Annotated in this window: 17 protein-coding genes; 10 read left to right on the top strand and 7 right to left on the bottom strand. The window is 69.8% G+C overall.

Features of this window, described 5'->3' with window-relative positions; all coding sequences use genetic code 11:
• From IPL61_03390 to IPL61_03365, 6 genes are all read right to left on the bottom strand, one after another.
• Positions 1 to 708 (bottom strand): hypothetical protein, encoded by a 708-nt coding sequence (locus IPL61_03390; protein ID MBK9030375.1) that lies wholly within the window; start codon positions 706 to 708, stop codon positions 1 to 3.
• Complete coding sequence (locus IPL61_03385) at positions 705 to 1,658, bottom strand: ABC transporter ATP-binding protein (GenBank protein MBK9030374.1); 954 nt, start codon at positions 1,656 to 1,658, stop codon at positions 705 to 707. Before IPL61_03385 ends, IPL61_03390 begins: the two co-directional genes overlap by 4 nt.
• Positions 1,655 to 2,536, bottom strand: a complete 882-nt coding sequence (locus IPL61_03380; GenBank protein MBK9030373.1) for a hypothetical protein — start codon at positions 2,534 to 2,536, stop codon at positions 1,655 to 1,657. The genes IPL61_03385 and IPL61_03380 overlap by 4 nt, the downstream gene beginning before the upstream one ends.
• On the bottom strand, positions 2,533 to 3,498 hold the full coding sequence (locus IPL61_03375; GenBank protein MBK9030372.1) for an ABC transporter ATP-binding protein: 966 nt from the start codon (positions 3,496 to 3,498) through the stop codon (positions 2,533 to 2,535). The genes IPL61_03380 and IPL61_03375 overlap by 4 nt, the downstream gene beginning before the upstream one ends.
• Positions 3,495 to 3,743, bottom strand: coding sequence for a septal ring lytic transglycosylase RlpA family protein (locus IPL61_03370; protein MBK9030371.1), 249 nt, complete (start codon positions 3,741 to 3,743; stop codon positions 3,495 to 3,497). The genes IPL61_03375 and IPL61_03370 overlap by 4 nt, the downstream gene beginning before the upstream one ends.
• A gap of 230 nt (positions 3,744 to 3,973) precedes the next feature.
• Positions 3,974 to 5,668 (bottom strand): hypothetical protein, encoded by a 1,695-nt coding sequence (locus tag IPL61_03365; protein ID MBK9030370.1) that lies wholly within the window; start codon positions 5,666 to 5,668, stop codon positions 3,974 to 3,976.
• Between the two features lie 85 nt (positions 5,669 to 5,753).
• On the opposite strand from IPL61_03365, the gene rpsP reads away from it, so the two are divergent.
• The 6 genes from rpsP (at position 5,754) to IPL61_03335 (ending at position 9,132) form a co-directional block, all read left to right on the top strand.
• On the top strand, positions 5,754 to 6,014 hold the full coding sequence (gene rpsP, locus IPL61_03360; GenBank protein MBK9030369.1) for a 30S ribosomal protein S16: 261 nt from the start codon (positions 5,754 to 5,756) through the stop codon (positions 6,012 to 6,014).
• A gap of 29 nt (positions 6,015 to 6,043) precedes the next feature.
• On the top strand, positions 6,044 to 6,280 hold the full coding sequence (locus IPL61_03355) for a KH domain-containing protein (GenBank protein MBK9030368.1): 237 nt from the start codon (positions 6,044 to 6,046) through the stop codon (positions 6,278 to 6,280).
• A 4-nt stretch (positions 6,281 to 6,284) separates the two neighbouring features.
• The gene (rimM, locus tag IPL61_03350; GenBank protein MBK9030367.1) at positions 6,285 to 6,848 is read left to right on the top strand and encodes a 16S rRNA processing protein RimM; all 564 of its coding nucleotides are present in this window, start codon (positions 6,285 to 6,287) and stop codon (positions 6,846 to 6,848) included.
• On the top strand, positions 6,845 to 8,179 hold the full coding sequence (gene trmD, locus IPL61_03345) for a tRNA (guanosine(37)-N1)-methyltransferase TrmD (GenBank protein ID MBK9030366.1): 1,335 nt from the start codon (positions 6,845 to 6,847) through the stop codon (positions 8,177 to 8,179). The genes rimM and trmD overlap by 4 nt, the downstream gene beginning before the upstream one ends.
• A gap of 71 nt (positions 8,180 to 8,250) precedes the next feature.
• On the top strand, positions 8,251 to 8,736 hold the full coding sequence (gene rplS / locus IPL61_03340; protein MBK9030365.1) for a 50S ribosomal protein L19: 486 nt from the start codon (positions 8,251 to 8,253) through the stop codon (positions 8,734 to 8,736).
• An 18-nt stretch (positions 8,737 to 8,754) separates the two neighbouring features.
• Positions 8,755 to 9,132, top strand: a complete 378-nt coding sequence (locus tag IPL61_03335; protein MBK9030364.1) for a YraN family protein — start codon at positions 8,755 to 8,757, stop codon at positions 9,130 to 9,132.
• A gap of 257 nt (positions 9,133 to 9,389) precedes the next feature.
• Here IPL61_03335 and IPL61_03330 read toward each other — a convergent pair whose 3' ends face one another.
• Positions 9,390 to 9,869 carry a hypothetical protein gene (locus tag IPL61_03330; protein ID MBK9030363.1) on the bottom strand — a complete coding sequence of 160 codons (480 nt, stop codon included), beginning with the start codon at positions 9,867 to 9,869 and terminating at the stop codon, positions 9,390 to 9,392.
• Positions 9,870 to 10,376: 507 nt separating this feature from the next.
• Here IPL61_03330 and IPL61_03325 point away from each other — a divergent pair.
• The 4 genes from IPL61_03325 to IPL61_03310 all read left to right on the top strand — a co-directional run bounded on the left by IPL61_03325 (position 10,377) and on the right by IPL61_03310 (position 17,412).
• On the top strand, positions 10,377 to 11,909 hold the full coding sequence (locus tag IPL61_03325) for a tetratricopeptide repeat protein (protein MBK9030362.1): 1,533 nt from the start codon (positions 10,377 to 10,379) through the stop codon (positions 11,907 to 11,909).
• A 191-nt stretch (positions 11,910 to 12,100) separates the two neighbouring features.
• Positions 12,101 to 15,580: a tetratricopeptide repeat protein gene (locus IPL61_03320; GenBank protein MBK9030361.1), complete on the top strand. Its 3,480-nt coding sequence runs from the start codon at positions 12,101 to 12,103 to the stop codon at positions 15,578 to 15,580.
• Between the two features lie 369 nt (positions 15,581 to 15,949).
• The gene (locus tag IPL61_03315; GenBank protein MBK9030360.1) at positions 15,950 to 16,993 is read left to right on the top strand and encodes a tetratricopeptide repeat protein; all 1,044 of its coding nucleotides are present in this window, start codon (positions 15,950 to 15,952) and stop codon (positions 16,991 to 16,993) included.
• A gap of 167 nt (positions 16,994 to 17,160) precedes the next feature.
• Complete coding sequence (locus IPL61_03310; protein MBK9030359.1) at positions 17,161 to 17,412, top strand: hypothetical protein; 252 nt, start codon at positions 17,161 to 17,163, stop codon at positions 17,410 to 17,412.
• Positions 17,413 to 17,416 lie beyond the last annotated feature (4 nt).

Raw genomic sequence — 17,416 nt, 5'->3', positions numbered from 1 at the left:
CTACTCGATGCGATCGACGCGGCGGAGCGCGACGGTCAGGCACAGCAGCGAGATCACGGCCGCGGAGACGAGCGCAGCCATCGTGTCGCGGCCTTCGGCGAGGGCCGCCAGGCTGAACGAGGTCGCGAGCACCCGCGCCCCGATCGCGCGGCCGCCCAGGGCGACGTCGAGGGTCAGCAGCCAGCACATCGCGATCACGACGCCGAACCGCGGCGCGAGCACGACCGCCATCACCGTCAGCGTCGACGCGGCGATCGATGTCGCCGCGACGCCGACCAGGGTCCGCGCCAGGTCGAGGGTGTCCACCCCGGCGGCGTCGCGCGCGATCACCCACGCCAGCGCGGTGCTGATGCTCGACAGGACGATCACGATCGGGACCAGGTACACGAGCTTGCCGACGAGGATCGTCCAGCGCTGGAGCGGCCGCGACCACAGGTACGCGGCGGACTTCTCGCCGATGTCGTCGGCCAGCGACGCGCCGACCAGGATCGGCGGCACGATCAGCAGGGTCAGCCGCAGCGACAGATGGACGAACGCCCAGTTCTGCGCGGGCTCCTGCTTGGAGTTGGACGCGATCAGCGCCACGGCCATCGGGAGGAGCGCCAGCGCCGCGGCGATCCACAGGGCCTTGCCGCGGACTAGCCGCTTGAGCGACAAGCGGCCGATCGCCGTGACGGCGGTCCAGGGAGGGAGCACGGTCGTGGTCATTCGGCGATCCTCGCGCGGTGGCGGTTGCCATCGCTGGTCAGGTAGTCGAACACGGCGCCCAGGTTGTTGTCGGGCGACGTCAGCTCGCTGACCGGGAGCTGGTGGTCCACGACGGTCGCGTTGATCTGGTCGTAGCAGCGATCGGGGTCGTTGGTGTCGACCAGGATCGTGTCGCCCTCGACCTCGACCTTGGTGACGTGGGCGGCGCCGGCGAGCGCGGCGGCGAGGGCCCGCGGCTGCGTGCTCACGATCCGGATCCGGTGGGGCCGGTGGTCGATCAGCCGGCGGATCGTGTGGACGTCGCCGTCGGCGAGGATCTGGCCGCGGTAGATGACCAGGATCGTCTGGGTCAACGCCTCGATCTCGAACAGCACGTGGCTCGAAACGATCACGGTCTTACCGTCAGCTGCGAACCTGCGGATGCGATCGATGATCTCGGTGCGGGCGATCGGATCGACCCCGGTCAGCGGCTCATCGAGGATCAGCAGCTCGGGGCCGTGGGCGATCGTCGCGGCCAGCTTGGTGCGTTGCCGCATGCCCTTGGAGTAGCCGCCGATGGGCCGGTCCATCGCCCCGAGCATGCCCATCGTCTCGAGCGCCGCGACGGCGGCGTCGTTGGCCTGGTGCAACGGGACGCCGGCGATGTGGGCGAAGAACGAGACGAACTCGCGGCCGGTCAGATCGTCGTAGGAGCTCTCGTGCTCGGGGCTGTAGCCGATGCGTCGTCGCACGTCCGGCGAGCTGGCCGGCGCCTGCCCGAAGACCTCGATCGTGCCTCGGCTCGGCCGGATCAGGCCGGCGGCGAGCTTCATCAGGGTCGACTTGCCGGCGCCGTTGGGTCCGAGCAGGCCGACCACCCCACCGGAGAGGCTCCACGAGATGTCGTTGACCCCGAGCACCGCGCCGTACCACTTGGAGCACTGGTGCGCGCGGACGATGGGCGCGGTCACGAGCTGGCCCCCACCGCGGCCGTGCCGCGGCTGGCGACCGACCAGGCGAAGACGCCGGTGGCCACGACGATCAGCGCGCCCAAGGCGATCGCCGCGGCGGCGAGCGACGGGTGGGTGTCGCCGTTGCCCGGCAGCCGGACCTCACCGAGGCGGAACGCGATCGACTCCAGCGCGTGCGGCGGATCGAGCGCGGCGATCGAGCGCGGCCCGACCTGGCCCATGATCGCGAGGATCGTCGTCAGCGGCACGTAGTAGCCGGCCCAGAGCCCGAGCGCGAGCCAGCGTCGGCCCAGGAGCGCCGAGATCGCGAGCGGCACGACCGCGAAGAACAACGACGCGATCACGCCGACGAGCGCCACGACGGCGACCATCGGCAGCGCTTCGGTGGTCGCGCTCCAGCTGCTCGAGATCGCGATGCGGAACAGCGCCAGGAGCACCGGCCCCGCCAGCAACAGGCACGCCATCACGACGAAGTTGCCTGCCAGCTTGCCGGCCACGTAGTCGATCGGGCGGACCGGACGGGAGAAGTAGAACGCGAACGCCCCGGTCTCCATGTCGCGCGCGACCAGCATCGAGGTCATGGTCATCGACACGACGAACGCGGGCAGCCGATAGAACGACATGGTCGTGGCGACCGTCAGGTCGCCGCCCGCCCCGGGCACCAGGTACAGGATCCCGCCGCCGATCGCGGTGATGACCACCGCCAGGCCCAGCGCCAGCTTCCAGCGCCACCAGGTCGACCACGCGAACGCGATCTGCTGGCGCGCGATAACGAGCCAGTTCGACGACGGCGCGCGCCGCGTGCCTTGGTAGCGTGCGTAGCCGAGATCGTGGATCGCGCCGCGCGCCGGGGGCGCGACCGCTGGCTGATCTCTCATCGCAGGGGCTCGCCAGCCGTGGCGGCGTCCGCCGCGCTGATCACGCGCATGAACGCTTGGTCCATCGTCTCGCGCATCGGGTCGAGGACGCGCACCTGGAGGTCGGCGGCCCGGGCCAGGGTCATGACATCGGTCGGCGTCATCGTCGCCGGCAACGTGACGGTCAGGCCGACCGGCGAGTACGCCTGGGCGGTGGCGCCCTTGGCCGTGAGGAGGTCGAACAGCTTGGCGCCGTCCTGGCGTACCTCGACGACGTAGGTCTGGGTCACGCCGGGCCGCGCGCGGAGCTGATCGACCGTCCCCGCGAACCGGACCTGGCCCAGGTGCATGATCAGCGCGCTGTCGCAGACCCGGTCGACGTCGGTCAGCAGGTGGGTCGAGATCATGATCGTGCAGCCGCGCTTCTCGGGCAGCTCGGCGATCAGCTCGAGCATCTCGTCGCGCGAGCGCGGGTCGAGGCCGTTGGTCGGCTCGTCGAGGAAGAGCAGCTCGGGGTCGTGGACCAGGGCCTGGGCCAGCTTGACCCGCTGCTTCTGCCCGGTCGAGTAGCCGTCGACGTTCTGGTAGCGCTTGTCCTCGAGCCCGGCGTAGTAGAGCGCGGCGTGGGCGCGCTGCAGCGCCTCGGTCCGCGGCAGGCCCGACAGCTCGGCGGCGTAGGCGCACAGCTCGACCGCGGTCATGCCCGACAGGAACACGTCGCTCTCGGGCATGTAGCCGACCCGGGCCCGGATGGCGGCGCCGTCGACCCGCGGGTCGTAGCCGAGCACGCGGGCGTGGCCGTCGAACGGGATCAGGCCCAGCATGCACTTCACCAGCGTCGACTTGCCGGCGCCGTTGGGCCCGAGCAGGCCGACCACCTTGGTCGCGGCCGCGACCTTGGCGTCGACGCCGCGCAGCGCCATCACCGGGCCGTAGCGCTTCACCACCGCGCGCAGGTCGAGCAGGTTCTCGGTCTCGGTCATGGAGCTCCCAGGATCTCGAGGGTCACGTCGGCGACTCCTGCATCGATGATGCCGAGCTTCCGGGCCGCGGCCTCGGTCAGGTCGATGATGCGGCGCTTGTTGCCGAACGGGCCGCGATCGTTGACGCGCACGATCACCGTGCGGCCGGTCTTGGTCGCGGTGACCTTCACCCGGGTCCCGAACGGCAGCGTCCGGTGGGCCGCGGCCATGGCGTGCTTGTCGAAGCGCTCCCCCGAGGCCGTCATCCGTCCCGAGGCGTACCACACCGCCTGGCCGCGTTCGATGGCGCCTGCGGCGGTCGCAGGGGCGTCGGGTGCGACCGTCGCCGGCGTCGCAGGCTTCGGACGCTTCGGCCGGGGCGCCGGCTTCGGCCTGGGCGCCTTGGTCGTCGTCGTCGCCGTCGTCGTGGTCCGCTTCGCCGGCGCGCCGCACGCCGCGAGCGCCAGCACCGCCAGCGCCGCCAGCGCGGCCCGCCTCACTTCGGGCACCCGGCGCCGAGCGTGGCCGAGGCCTTGGCCAGCCCGGCGGTGCGCAGGTCGTGGCCGGTGGGGCCGTCACCGAGGAGGGCGCGGGCCTTCTCGCCGTGGCCGGGGCCGATGATGTCGCGCAGGTACGCGGTGCGATCGAACGTGTCGGAGTGCTCGGGCGTGTGGCACGCGGTGGCGCACAGGTCTGGCGCCGGCGCCAGGGCGATGGTCTTCTTGGCGTCCTCGTCGTCGGCGTCGACGTGGATCGAGCCGGGGCCGTGGCAGGTCTCGCACTGCACGTCGCGCAGGCCCTCGTTGACCGCCATCGTCGCGCCGGTGGGCTTGCCCCAGCCGGTGACGTGGCAGTTGATGCAGTCGAAGTCGAACTGCTTGTCGACCTCGACCAGCGTCTGCCACGCCTGGGCGTGGCGGGTCTGCTTCCAGAACGTCACCGCCTCGGCGTGGCAGTCGGCGCACGCCTCGCTGCCGACGTAGGTCGCGGTCCCCGGCGGCGGCGGCGGCGGCGGCGGGGCGGCCTTGGCCGCCGCGACGTTGGCGACCCCGGCCGCGCGCGTGTACTCCTGCTTGGCCGCGACGACGTCGCCGTCGCAGGCCAGGGCCTTGCCGATGCGGAGCTGGGCCAGCTCGAAGTAGCTGCCGGCCGCCGGGATGCGCCGCGGGTCGGTCGCCAGCGCGGCCTGGGTCGCGGCCAGGTCGGCGCGCTCGTGCCTGCGGGCCTCGACGAACGCCGGGTCGGCGGTGGGATCGTCGGCGAACCGGGCCAGCTCCGCGTCGAGCAGCGCGATCCGATCGCCCAGCTCGCGCTGGCGGTCGGCCGCGGCCGCGGGGCCGACCGCGTCGATCAGCGGTCCGCCGCCCGGGCGCAGCGTCAGCTCGAGCCGGCTGACCACCTGACCGCGGTTGGCCGGGACCAGGAGCACCGTCGTGCCGATCAGGTCGGCGGTCGCGCGGACGTCCTTGGGCTCGGGCGCCAGGGGGCCGGTCGCGACCACGAGCACGTCGATCCCGGCGACCTTGCGCGCCAGCCCCGCCGCGTCCTTGCGCGACATCGACGCCAGCCCGATCACCCGGGTCGCGCCGCCCGTGCGCAAGCGGGCCACCGCGGCCTCGGCGGCGACCACCGGATCGGTCGCGCCCAGCTCGGGTACCAAGGTCGGGTCGATGACCCCGCACACCCCGGGCGTGTCGCCGCCGACGGTCACCAGCGTCGGCTCTGCCAGCGGCACGCCCGCGCTGGCCGGCAGGTTGGCGACCTGCCGCGGCATCCGCACCTGATCCCGGCCCGCGGCCAGGTCGGTCGGGCCCAGCCCCACCGCCGCGGCCTGGAGCTCGTCCTTGTAGACGCGCGCCAGCAGGTCGGCCTTGAGGTCCTCCTGCGGCTTGGCGGCGGGATCGATCGTCGCCCGCGGGTAGAGCAGGGACCCGGCGTCGACCACCACGACCGGGCCCCGGGCCCGGGCCTCGCCGACGAGCTGGGCGGTCCGCGCCAGATCACCGAGCGGCTCGGTGGTGCAGCCGCACGGCTCGATCTGGCCCCGGACCTCCGCCAGGGCGAAGAGGGTCACCGTGGTGCCCTGGGGCGGCACCGGGGGCGCCTTGCTGGTGCGGCCAGAACAGGCCACGCTGGCGGCCAACGCCGCGATCACCGCGCAGCCCGCGCGGCCCGTCGGTTCCACTCGCATGCGCGAGTCCTATAGCACGCTTGACAGGGCCGGACCCGGCCCGTAGATTGCGCCGCTCTCACGTCACCCCCCGTCCGAGGAATCCATGGTCGTCCTCCGCATGTCTCGCCAGGGCTCGAAGAAGCGCCCGTTCTACCGCATCGTTGCCGCCGACAAGCGTCGGGCCCGCGACGGTCGGTTCATCGATCTGATCGGCACGTTCGATCCGCGCACCAAGGCGTTCTCGATCGACGCCGATCGCTACGAGCACTGGGTCAAGGTCGGCGCCCAGCCGTCCGAGACCCTGGCCAGCCTGGTCCGCCGCCACGCCGCCGCGGCCGCGGCCGCGCCCGCTGCCAAGGCGTGAGCGTGTCCACCAACGGTGAGGCGCCGGCGATCGACGTCGCCGATCTGGTCAAGTTCATCGCGAAGGGCCTGGTCGACAAGCCCGACGAGGTGCACGTGGCCCTGATCGAGGAGCGCCAGGCGTCGGTGTACGAGCTCGAGGTCGCCGAGAGCGATCTCGGCAAGATCATCGGTCGCGGCGGCAAGACCGCCCGGGCGCTGCGCACCCTCGTCACGCAGGCGGCGCCGCGGTCGCGCAAGCGCATCCTGGTCGAGATCCTCGAATAAGACCGTGACCGAGTCTCGCGACGCGTCCCCCGCGTCCCCCGAGGTCCCGGACGATCTCGTCGAGGTAGCGCGTGTGTCCAAGGCCCACGGCATCCGCGGCGAGGTGCTCGTCGTGATGATCGATCCCGCGTCCGAGTCCCTCGGCGCGGTCGACGCGGTGTGGGTCGGCGCGACCCGCTACCCGCTGGTCGGCGCGCGCCCGGTCGGCGGCGCCTACCTGCTCGCGCTCGAGGGCGTGACCGATCGCGACGTCGCCGCCGGCCTGCGCGGCCAGCCGGTGTCGGTCGCCCGCGACGACCTCGACCTCGACGAGGATGACGTGCTCTACGCCGACCTGGTCGGCTGCCAGTGTCAGCTCCCCGACGGCCGCCCCTGGGGCACGATCGTCGCGATCGAGCTCGGGCCGCAGGATCGGCTGGTCATCCACGACGACGTCCGCGAGGACGGCACGCCCGGCGCGATCGAGCGCCTGCTGCCGCTGGTCGACGCGTTCATCGCCGACGTCGATCGCGAGCGGCGCGTCGTGTTCGTGACGCCGCCCGACGGGATCCCCGAGGACCCGCGGTGACCCGCTTCACGGTGGTGTCGATCCTGCCGGAGATCGTCGACGCCGCGCTGGCGGCCGGGGTCGTCGGCCGGGCCCGCACCGCCGGCAGCCTGACCCTGGCGTTCCAGAACCCCCGCGACTTCACCCACGACCGGCACCGCTCGGTCGACGACACGCCCTACGGCGGCGGCCCCGGGATGGTGATGCGGTGCGAGCCCCTGGCGGCCGCGATCGACGCCGCCGGCCCCGGCCACCGGGTCTTCCTCGGCCCGTCGGGCGCGCCGCTGACCCAGGCGACGGTGCGACGCCTGGCGGCGCTCGAGCACGTGGTCCTGGTGTGCGGGCGCTACGAGGGCGTCGACCAGCGCCTGCTCGACACCGCGATCGACGAGGAGATCTCGCTCGGCGACTTCGTCCTCACCGGCGGCGAGCTCGGCGCCGCGTGCGTGATCGACGCGGTCGCCCGGTTCCTGCCCGGGGTGCTCGGCGACGCGGCGTCGGCCGAGGACGAGTCGTTCGCCGCGGGCCTCCTCGAGTACCCGCAGTTCACCCGCCCCGCGGTGTTCCGCGACCGGCCGATCCCCGAGGTCCTGGCCGGCGGCAACCACGAGGCCATCCGCCGCTGGCGGCGCACCGAGGCCCTGCGGCGCACCGCCCGGCGCCGGCCCGAGCTCTACGCCCGCCATCGCCTCGACAAGGCCGATCGCAAGCTGGCCGACGCCGCCGGGCTCGATCTGGCCGCGCGCACCGCGGTCGCCCTGGTCCACCACCCGGTGTTCGACCGGACCGGCGCCGTGGTCACCAGCGCGGTCACCAACCTCGACGTCCACGACCTGGCGCGCACCGCCCGCACCTTCGGCCTGACCCGCTACTTCGTCGTGACCCCGGTCGAGAGCCAGCGGGCCAAGGCCGAGCACATCGCCGCGGCCTGGCAGGAGCTGGCGGCCGACACCGGCCCCCGGGGGCCCGGCGGCGGTCACGACGGCCGGGCCTCGGCCCTGCGGATCATCAGCGCGGTCGAGTCGGTGGCCGCGGCCGTGGCCGACCTGACCGCCGAGTTCGGTCAGGCGCCCTGGGTGGTGGCAACGTCGGCCGATCCCGTCCGGTTCCCGGCCGCGGCCCGCGTCACGGCCGATCGGCTCCTGAGCGAGCTCATCGACGCTCCGGGCCAGCCGGTCCTGATCCTTTTTGGCACCGGCTGGGGGCTCGCCGACAGCGCGCTGCCGTCGGTCACCCACCTGCTGCCCCCCGTCGAGAGCCGGACCGGCTGGAACCATCTGTCGGTCCGGAGCGCGGCCGCGATCGTCATCGCCGAGCTGTTCGCGGTGCGGTCGCCGGCACCCATCGCTTGACGCCCCCCCCGCTTTCTGGCAGAAACACGCGTCCGCGCGCAGACCTTCTCTGCGCCGCCTCCCGAGGCCTTATGAGCGCCCATCGCATCCTCGAATCCATCGACAAGCAGAACCGCCGCCAGGGCGCTTTGCCGGAGTTCCGTCCTGGTGATTCCGTCAAGGTCTGGGCGAAGATCCGGGAAGGCGAGAAGACTCGCCTCCAGGCCTTCGAAGGCGTGTGCATCCGCCGCGTCCGCAAGGGCGCCCGCTCGACGTTCACCGTCCGCAAGATCTCGTACGGCGTCGGCGTCGAGCGCGTGTTCCCCGACAACTCGCCCAACATCGACAAGGTCGAGGTGATGGCGCGCGGTCGGGTCAACCAGGCCCGGCTGTTCTACCTCCGCGAGCTGTCCGGCAAGGCCGCCCGCATCAAGGAGCGCGTCATGACCCAGACGGTCGAGGCCCCCGTGGTCGCGGCGGCGCCCGACGACGGCAGCCCGGTCGTGCCCAAGGAGATCATCAAGGGTCGCGGCAAGCGCCAGAAGAAGAAGGACCTCAAGGCCGCCGCGGGCGCCTGAGCGATCCCGGTCCGCGTCATGTGGGGGAGGGGAGTGGGGCCGTCAGCGGGACGGCACGAGCGCGGCACCGCCGCCGAGCGTCGCGCCGAGGCCGAGCTGGTCCGGCGTGGCTACCGCGTGGTCGAGCGCAACTACCGCGCCCGCCTCGGTGAGCTCGACCTGATCGCCTACGACGGCGACGTGCTGGTCTTCGTCGAGGTACGGTCGCGCGCCGACGCGCGCCACGGCGGCGGCCTCGCCGCGGTGCCGCACGCCAAGCAGCGCCAGGTCGCGCGGGTCGCCGCGCTCTACCTCGCCCACCGCCGCCCCAAGTTCTCGTCGTGCCGCTTCGACGTCGTCGCCATCACCGGCGCCGACCTCGTCGTCATCCCCGGCGCCTTCCACATCACCTGGTAGCGCCCCGCGGGGCTCCGACGCCTCGAACCCACGCTCGAAGCCCCGGGCCGCCTCGCGAGCTCGCGCTCACCGTCTGGGCCGTCTCGGGACGCTGCGATCCGGGCCGTTTCAGGAGCGCGCTCAACCGTCTGAGCCGTCTCGGGAGCCCACGCTGAACGATCCGGGCCGTTTCAGGAGGGGGCCCCAGCGAATGCTGGGGGAGGAGCTTTGCGAAAGCTCCTCAAAAAAGCACGAGAAAGCTCCTCAAGGAAACACGCTCAGCCCGGGCAGTTCGGGTAGGTCGGGTTGCCGACGCGGCCGGGCAGGTTGCAGCAGATGTTGTTGGCGTTGTCCCCGTCGCAGGCGAGCGGATCGGGCAGCTTCCCGGAGTCCGGGATCACGACGTAGTCCTTGCAGATGCAGAACTTCTGGCAGCAGAACGGGCCGACCGTGAGGGCGACGCCGCAGGCGAAGCCCGTGACGCACGGCGACTCGGGGACCTTGTCGCAGTCGCTGTCGCTCTCGCACGTCGCCGTGCACATGCCCTTGTTGGCCGAGAGCGGCTGGAAGCCCTCGGGGGTGTCGGGGTTGACCTTCGGCACCTTGAGGCAGGTGCGGGTCGGGCAGTCGAGGGACGGCGAGCCGACGACGGCCTGGTTGAGGCCGGGATCGTCGAGGCCGAGATCGCAGATGCGGCCCACCGGGTTGTCACTGCAGCCGACGAGCGCGCGCGCGGCGATGGCAGCGACGAACCACAACGAGCGATGCGAGCGAGCGGAGGTGTTCATCGATCTTCCTGGCGAAGCTTCTGGGGTGGCGGCGGTGCCGCCGATCGGCTCGAGCGTCGAGCCGCGATAATATGGGCCGAGGTGGCGAAGTCAAGGAGGCGCGCGACCTTCGGTAGGTGGTGGCGTCGAGGCGATCCGTCACGGGACCACGATCGGGGCGGGATGCCACGGTCGGTGTGCAACCGCGCCCGGCCCGAGGTGTCGCTGTACTCGATGTCCGGACCATCCTCACGCGTACGCGATCGGCGCCGAACGGTCGCGGACGTGGTCCAAGGTCGCACGGGCGCCTTGACATTTCCGCGCGCGGACGCCGATGATTCCGCCGCCCGAGAGGACCGCGAAAGGCTTGGCGATGCGCCCAGGTACGATCCTGTCCGTCGCCGTGACGACCTGCTCGGGCGCCCGTCTGGAGGAGACCTGATGCGCCGTCTGTCAGCCCTTTCCACTGCCATCCTCGGTGTCGCACTCGGCGCCGTCATGCTCACTGCCGACGTCCGTCCGGCGCAGGCTCAGGTCGATGACGACGACGCCGCGGCGGGGACGCCCGCGTCGAAGACGTTCGAGCGCGCCATCGATCTGTACAAGAAGAAGGACTACTACAGCTCGACGATCGAGCTGAAGAAGGTCCTCGACGGCGACACCAGCGACGACGCGGGCAACAAGCAGCGCGCCGAGTTCTACATGGGCAAGACGCTCTACCAGATGGGCTACTACGCGAGCGCCCAGAGCTGGTTCGAGAAGATCGTCACCGCCGGCGCCGAGCACGCGTACTACCCCGCCACGCTCAAGTGGCTCGCCGCGCTGTCGCGCGTGCTGCCCGAGACCTCGGGCATCCTCGACCTGATCGGCAAGTACGATCCGTCCTCGCTCGACGAGCCGATCATGGAGCAGGTCCGCGACGAGCTGTACTTCCTGCTCGGCCGGCACTTCTACAATCACGCCGAGTTCGACAAGGCCATCGAGCTGTTCGGCAAGGTCGGCGACACCAGCGACTTCTACGTCAAGGCCAAGTTCTTCGAGGGCGTCACCTACGTCCGCAAGTACGAGGGCCGGCCGGCCGGCGAGGCGTTCAAGCGCGTGCTCGAGGTCGCCCGGGAGCGGCCCAAGCAGTACAAGGCCGACGACCTCGATCGGTACGAGGAGCTCGCCGTCCTGCAGATGGCCCGCGTGTTCTACTCGACCCAGGACTTCGACAAGGCGATCCGCTACTACGAGAAGCTCGAGCAGACCTCGGGCGAGTGGCCGGAGTCGCTGTTCGAGGCGTCGTGGGCGTACTTCATGAAGACCAACAACCCGAAGGCGCTCGGGAACATCCACACGCTCAACGCCCCGTACTTCGAGAACCAGTTCTTCCCGGAGTCGATCCTCCTCAAGAGCGTCATCTACTACAAGTACTGCCTGTACGACCGGGCGCTCGAGGCGGTCAGCGAGTTCAACACCAAGTTCAAGCCGCTGCGCGAGAACCTGCAGGGCGTCGTCGGCAAGTACGAGGACAACGCCGAGTTCTACGAGTACGTGAAGAAGATCAAGGCCAAGAAGGCTGGCCTCGACGACGTCACCCAGCGCCTGACGATGTCGGTGCTCGGCGACAAGACCCTGGGCAAGACCTTCGCCTGGGTCGACGAGCTCGACCACGAGCTGCAGATGCTCAGCAAGGCCGACAAGGCCTGGCAGACGACCGCCGTCGCCGGCGACATCAACGCCGACCTCGAGCTGGTCAAGTCGGTGGCCGCCGCCGACGCCGGCCGCCTCGCCAAGGAGCGCCTGAACCGCCTGGTCAAGGAGCTCCAGGATCTCGGCCGCGACGGCATCAAGATCCGCATCGAGGTGCTCGACGCCCAGGCCGGCAAGATCAGCGCCGAGCGCACCGGCGATCGCATCTCGAAGGATCGCAAGGAAGACCCGATCATCGTCGACGACGAGCACTTCGTCTGGCGCTTCAACGGCGAGTACTGGAAGGACGAGCTGGGCTACTACCGGTTCAAGGTCCGCAGCCAGTGTCCTAAGTGAGAGGGTTTTCGCGCTCCCCGGCCGTCCCGGGCCCGCACCACGGCCCGCCCAGACGCTGGCCGAACGAACCGTAGCGAGATTGATCAGACCGGACCCTGACCACCACTCAGACGCTGACATCTCGCGCGACCTTGACGACGCGGCGTTGCCGCGACCCGGCACCTCCGCCACGCCCCACCGAGGAATACCCGATGGCACGTTCGATCCGCCCTTACACCACGTCGCTCCTGGCCCTGGCCGCCTTCGGCGTCCTCGCAGGCCCGGCTGGCGCCGATGACACCAAGTACAAGCGCCAGACCCAGGTCAAGGTCGACGTCAAGATCAGCGATCGCGTCCGGCCGTCGACCCCGAAGGGTGACGACGGGGCCAAGAAGCCGTCGATCAGCGCCGACGAGGTGCTCGAGATCCAGGGCGCCGTCGGCGCGATCCGGAGCGAGCAGATCCAGCTGCTCGAGGGCCTGATCGAGGAGACCTCGGACTCGGACGCGACCGAGAAGGCCGACCTCTACTTTCGCCTCGCCGAGATGCACTCGCAGCTCAACCGGTACCACCGGCTGAAGTCGACCGAGGCCTCGATCAAGGCCGACAGCGCCAAGGGCGGCGACAAGGCCAAGCTGCAGCAGGCCGCCAAGGACAACATGGCGAAGGCCGAGGCGTCGCTCAAGAGCGCCGTCAAGGTCTACAAGACGCTGACCGACAACGACAAGTACAAGAACTACCCGCGGATGGACCAGGCGCTGTTCGCCTTCGCGTACTCGCTCCAGCAGGGCAAGTACATGAAGGAGGCGCGGCAGATCTACCACCGCCTGCTCGAGGACTACCCGCAGTCCCGGTACGTCCCGGAGGCCTACCTGGCCTTCGCCGACTACTACTTCGGCGCCAACGAGCTCGCCAACGCCGAGGCCTTCTACCAGAAGGTCCTGCAGTTCCCGAAGTCGTCCGTGTACGACTACTCGAACTACATGCTCGGCTGGGTCTACCTGAACCTGGCCCGCCACGAGGAGGCCGGCAAGCAGTTCCTGCAGGTCATCCGCGACACCAACGGCGAGAAGAAGCAGGCGACGCTCAACCGCGCCGCCAAGAAGGACTTCGTCCGGGCCTTCGCCGACTTCGGCCAGGTGCAGAAGGCCTGGCCGACGTTCCAGAAGGTCGACGCCGACTACGCGTCGACGATGTACACGATCCTCGCGGACCTCTACCTCGAGCAGGGCAAGAACGACAAGGCGATCTTCGCGTTCCGCCAGCTGATGAAGGAGGAGCCGAAGAACAAGAACGTGTGCCTGTGGCAGTACAACATCGCCCACGCGATGCTGTCGACGCCCGGCGCCGACAACGCTGGCAAGGTCGCCGAGATCGAGCGCCTGACCAAGCTGTTCGGCGCGCTGCGCGACACCAAGGCGCTGCCGGCGGCCGAGGCCAGCGAGTGCCACGACAACGCCGCGGCGATGTCGGGCGAGATGGCCCGCGCGTGGCACAACGAGTCGATCAAGACCAAGAACCCCGAGACGCTGGCGTTCGCCGACAAGCTCTACAACGTCTACCTGTCGGTCTTCACCGACGCCCACGACTACGGCGAGACCCAGTACTACTACTCGGAGCTGCTGTGGTCGCGCGCCGACGGCGAGACCAACGCCCGGCTCAAGACCGAGCTCTGGGAGAACGCGGCGGTGTCGTTCACCAACGTCGTGAAGAACGGCAAGGTCGACGCGAAGCTGATGAAGGAGTCGGCCTACGCGGCCGTGCTCGGCTGGAAGAACGCGCTCGCGGTCGATCCGCGGGTCCAGGCCAGCCAGTCCAGCCCGGTCGCGGTCGGCGACGAGGGCGACAAGATCCCCGAGCCCAAGCCGATCCCCGAGCGCGAGCAGAAGATGCTCGAGGCGTTCGACGTGTACATCAAGTACATCAAGGACCCGAAGGACGACGAGCTGGTCGGGATGAAGTTCCTGAAGGCGAACATGTATCGCCGGAACAACCACTTCGATGAGGCCATCCCGCTCTTCGAGGACATCATCAAGACCCACCCGGGCCACGAGACCGCGTACTACTCGGCCAACGCGGTCCTCGACAGCCTGATCCTGACCCACAAGTACGACGAGATGCTCAAGTGGGTCGACTACTTCGCGGCCAACCCGAAGTTCCTGACCGCCAAGGAGGATCAGGATCGCTCGGACCTCGGCGACCGCGTCGCGGACATCCAGGCCAAGGCCAAGCGCAAGATCGCCGAGCAGCTCGAGAAGGACGCCAAGTCGTCGGGCGACTTCGCCAAGTACGTCCTGTGCGGCAAGACCTACCTCGACATCTTCAACAGCAACCCCGAGGCGCCCAAGTCGGACGAGGTGCTCTACAACGCCGGCGTCTGCTTCGAGGACGGCCGCTCGCTGTCGACGGCGATCGAGGCCTACACCGAGCTGCGCAGCCGCTTCCCGAAGAGCGTCCACGCGGCCAAGTCGCTGGCCCGCCTCGGCGGCGTCTACGGCCGGGTCGCCTACTACGACCGCGCCGCGACGATGTTCGAGGAGTACGCCAAGAAGTACGCGGGTGAGAAGGACGCGTACGACCTGATGAACGACGCGGTGTTCTACCGCAAGGGCATCGGCGACGACGACAAGGCCATCGAGAACACCAACTACTTCATCTCGAAGTTCGCGTCGAAGAAGCCGGCCGACGCCGCCGGCGCCTACTTCAGCATCGCCAGCATCTACGAGAAGCGCGGCGATCTCGACAAGGTCGTCGACCACTACCGCAACTACCTGAAGCGCTACAACGAGAAGGGCGGCGCCGACAAGGTGGTCGTGGCCTACGGCCGCATCGGCCAGATCCTGTGGGAGCAGAGCTGCCCGGTCAAGACCGTCGACGGCTCGTGCGTCCGGGTCGTCCGCGAGCGCGCGGTGTCGCTGCGCGGCAAGGGCAAGCGCAAGAAGGGCGACGCGACCCGCACCCAGTGCGGCCCCGAGTCGAAGATCAAGCTGACCGTGGTCGCCCGCGACCCCAAGAAGGTGAAGGCCGCGATGGCCGCGTTCGCGGCGGCCGCGTCCGAGTTCGAGCGCAAGGGCGGCAAGTTCCCCAACGGCGACCAGCGCTTCGCGAGCTACTACTACGCGCTCGCCAAGTTCCACCAGGCCGAGGTGGACTACGAGAAGTTCCTGACGATCAAGTTCCCCGAGAGCCTGAACTTCGGCGACGGCACCGACAAGACCAAGGCCGAGGCGGCCAAGTCGCTCAAGCGGTTCGAGGACTGGTTCAAGGAGAAGCAGAAGCTCGCCGCGAAGGCGTCGGGCCAGTACCAGGACCTGGTCTTCAAGATCAAGGAGCCCGCCAACGCCATCGCCGGCGCCGCGCGCTTCGGCCAGATCTCGCAGAACTTCTCGGACGCGCTGTTCACCGCCGAGATCCCGACCAACATCCGCGCCTACGAGGAGGCGGTCGACGTCTACTGCGACGCGCTGACCGAGAAGGCCGAGCCGCTCGAGGCCGCCTCGCTGCAGGGCTTCGGCGCCTGCCTCAAGGCCTCGACCGACTTCGGGTGGTTCTCGAGCTGGTCGAAGCTGTGCGAGCGCGAGCTCGGGCAGATCAAGCCGGAGGAGTTCCCGACCGCCGCCGAGCTCCGGGCCGAGCCCGACGCCGAGGCCTCGGTCAGCGACGTCGAGCCGCCGGTGTCGCGGCTCGAGTAGCCCGGCGCCCTCCGCCCCTACACCCCGTCTCCACCGCGAGCCCCGACGCTCGCTCGACCTCATCGAGGCCAGCACCATGCGCGCAGCGAAGATTCTCGGATGCACCCTCCTGACCACCGCGACGATGACGCTCGTCGCCTGCGGCGGCGCCCAGAAGAAGCCCTCCTCGGGGCTCCACGCCGACACCAAGGACGTGCCGCCGCCGCCCGACGTCAGCAACGTCAAGCCCGACGCGCCCGGCGAGACCCGCGAGGTCTCGAGCGACGCCAAGGCCGACTACGCCAGCGCGCTCGACTTCTACAACAAGTCGGCCGCCGCCGGCTGGAACGAGTCGAGCTGCCGCTCGGCGGCTGATCAGTTCAGCGCGCGGTGGCCCGGGCCCACAAGGAGATCGTCGAGGCCCAGTACATGGTCGGCCGCAGCTACCACAACTGCGGGCTGGCCAAGGACGCCGAGGACGCCTACCAGGCCGCGCTCAAGATCAAGCCGAACCACGGCGCCTCGATCTCGAACCTCGGCGAGCTGTACTTCGCGGCGGGCAAGATCGACGGCGCGCGCAAGTACTGGGAGAGCGCCATCAAGGCCAATCCCAAGCTGACCGCCGCGTACGTCAACCTGGCGTCGCTGAACCTGACCGAGATGCGCCGCACCAAGGACGCCGCGGCCTGGGGCAAGCTCGAGGAGGACGCCCGCAAGAAGCTGTCGAACGCGCTCGCCGTCGACAACGACAACGTCCGCGCCTACACGGTCTACGGCCTGGTCTACATGGAGGGCCGGCAGAAGAACCGCAACCGCCTCGATCTCGCGAAGCTCCTGCTCGAGGAGGGCGAGAAGAAGAACCCGAAGTACGCGCCGCTCCAGCACGCGCTCGGCCTCCTGTCGCTGGCCAAGAACAACCTGACCGACGCGCTGGCCCGGTTCCAGGCGGCGACCGAGCTCGACCCCAAGCTGGCCGAGGCCCACATGAACGTGGGCCTGATCCAGCTCGGCACCCGCCGCTACGACGTCGCCAAGGCCGCCTTCGAGCGCGTGCTCGGGCAGCAGCCCAAGAACTACGACGCGCTGATCGGGATGGGCATCGCGCAGCGCGGGCTCGGTGACCTCGACGGCGCCGAGGCCAGCTACAAGAAGGCCAAGGACCTCGATCCCAAGCGGGGCGAGGCCTACTTCAACCTGGGCGTGCTCTACAAGGACTTCCGGGCCAACAAGGAGAACGACCTGAAGGCGATGCAGAGCACCGCCAAGGTCGGCCGCCAGTACTTCCAGGACTTCCAGTCCAAGGACGCCGGCAAGGACGACAAGGACGAGGCCCAGGAGAACATCAAGGCCATCGACAAGCTGGTGAAGCAGCTCGACGAGGCCATGAAGATGCAGGCCGCTCAGCCCCCGGCCCCCGCCGCTGGCGGCCAGTAGTTTCAGTGGTTTGAGCTGTGGTCCGGGGCGGGGCGATCTCCCCTGGACAAAACGAGTCGACGCGAAAGAAAATCGGAACCGAGTCGAACCGCGAGTGTCAGACGGACCAGATGTTGGTGCGCCGGACTCCCGCCTCGACTCGAGCCTCTCGAGCTGAAAGGGTCCCCATGTTCGCCCGCACCATCACCGCCTTCTCGATGCTCGCGCTCTTCACCGTGCCCGCACTGGCCCAGCCCAAGGACAAGGGCGACAAGGCCAAGGTGAAGGTCTACGACTTCTCGGGGGACACGATCGAGGGCGACCTCATCAAGCCCGAGGGCACGTCGGTCGATGCGCGCGACTTCGCGAAGCACTCGAGCCTCATTCGCATCCGCAAGGATTTCATCGCCGAGATTCTGAAGTCGGCCGAGGACTTGTGATCCA

The sequence above is a fragment of the Myxococcales bacterium genome (genome assembly GCA_016717005.1).
GTDB lineage: Bacteria > Myxococcota_A > Polyangia > Haliangiales > Haliangiaceae > UBA2376.
This window is presented reverse-complemented; position numbering and strand designations above follow the sequence as displayed.

What these genes read in the sequence shown, in the direction of transcription:
- IPL61_03390 (MBK9030375.1), bottom strand. Translation starts at nt 708, where the DNA reads ATGACCACGACCGTGCTCCCTCCCTGGACCGCCGTCACGGCGATCGGC.
- IPL61_03380 (MBK9030373.1), bottom strand. Translation starts at nt 2,536, where the DNA reads ATGAGAGATCAGCCAGCGGTCGCGCCCCCGGCGCGCGGCGCGATCCAC.
- IPL61_03375 (MBK9030372.1), bottom strand. Translation starts at nt 3,498, where the DNA reads ATGACCGAGACCGAGAACCTGCTCGACCTGCGCGCGGTGGTGAAGCGC.
- IPL61_03370 (MBK9030371.1), bottom strand. Translation starts at nt 3,743, where the DNA reads ATGACGGCCTCGGGGGAGCGCTTCGACAAGCACGCCATGGCCGCGGCC.
- IPL61_03365 (MBK9030370.1), bottom strand. Translation starts at nt 5,668, where the DNA reads ATGCGAGTGGAACCGACGGGCCGCGCGGGCTGCGCGGTGATCGCGGCG.
- rpsP (MBK9030369.1), top strand. Translation starts at nt 5,754, where the DNA reads ATGGTCGTCCTCCGCATGTCTCGCCAGGGCTCGAAGAAGCGCCCGTTC.
- rplS (MBK9030365.1), top strand. Translation starts at nt 8,251, where the DNA reads ATGAGCGCCCATCGCATCCTCGAATCCATCGACAAGCAGAACCGCCGC.
- IPL61_03335 (MBK9030364.1), top strand. Translation starts at nt 8,755, where the DNA reads ATGTGGGGGAGGGGAGTGGGGCCGTCAGCGGGACGGCACGAGCGCGGC.
- IPL61_03325 (MBK9030362.1), top strand. Translation starts at nt 10,377, where the DNA reads ATGCTCACTGCCGACGTCCGTCCGGCGCAGGCTCAGGTCGATGACGAC.
- IPL61_03320 (MBK9030361.1), top strand. Translation starts at nt 12,101, where the DNA reads ATGGCACGTTCGATCCGCCCTTACACCACGTCGCTCCTGGCCCTGGCC.
- IPL61_03310 (MBK9030359.1), top strand. Translation starts at nt 17,161, where the DNA reads ATGTTCGCCCGCACCATCACCGCCTTCTCGATGCTCGCGCTCTTCACC.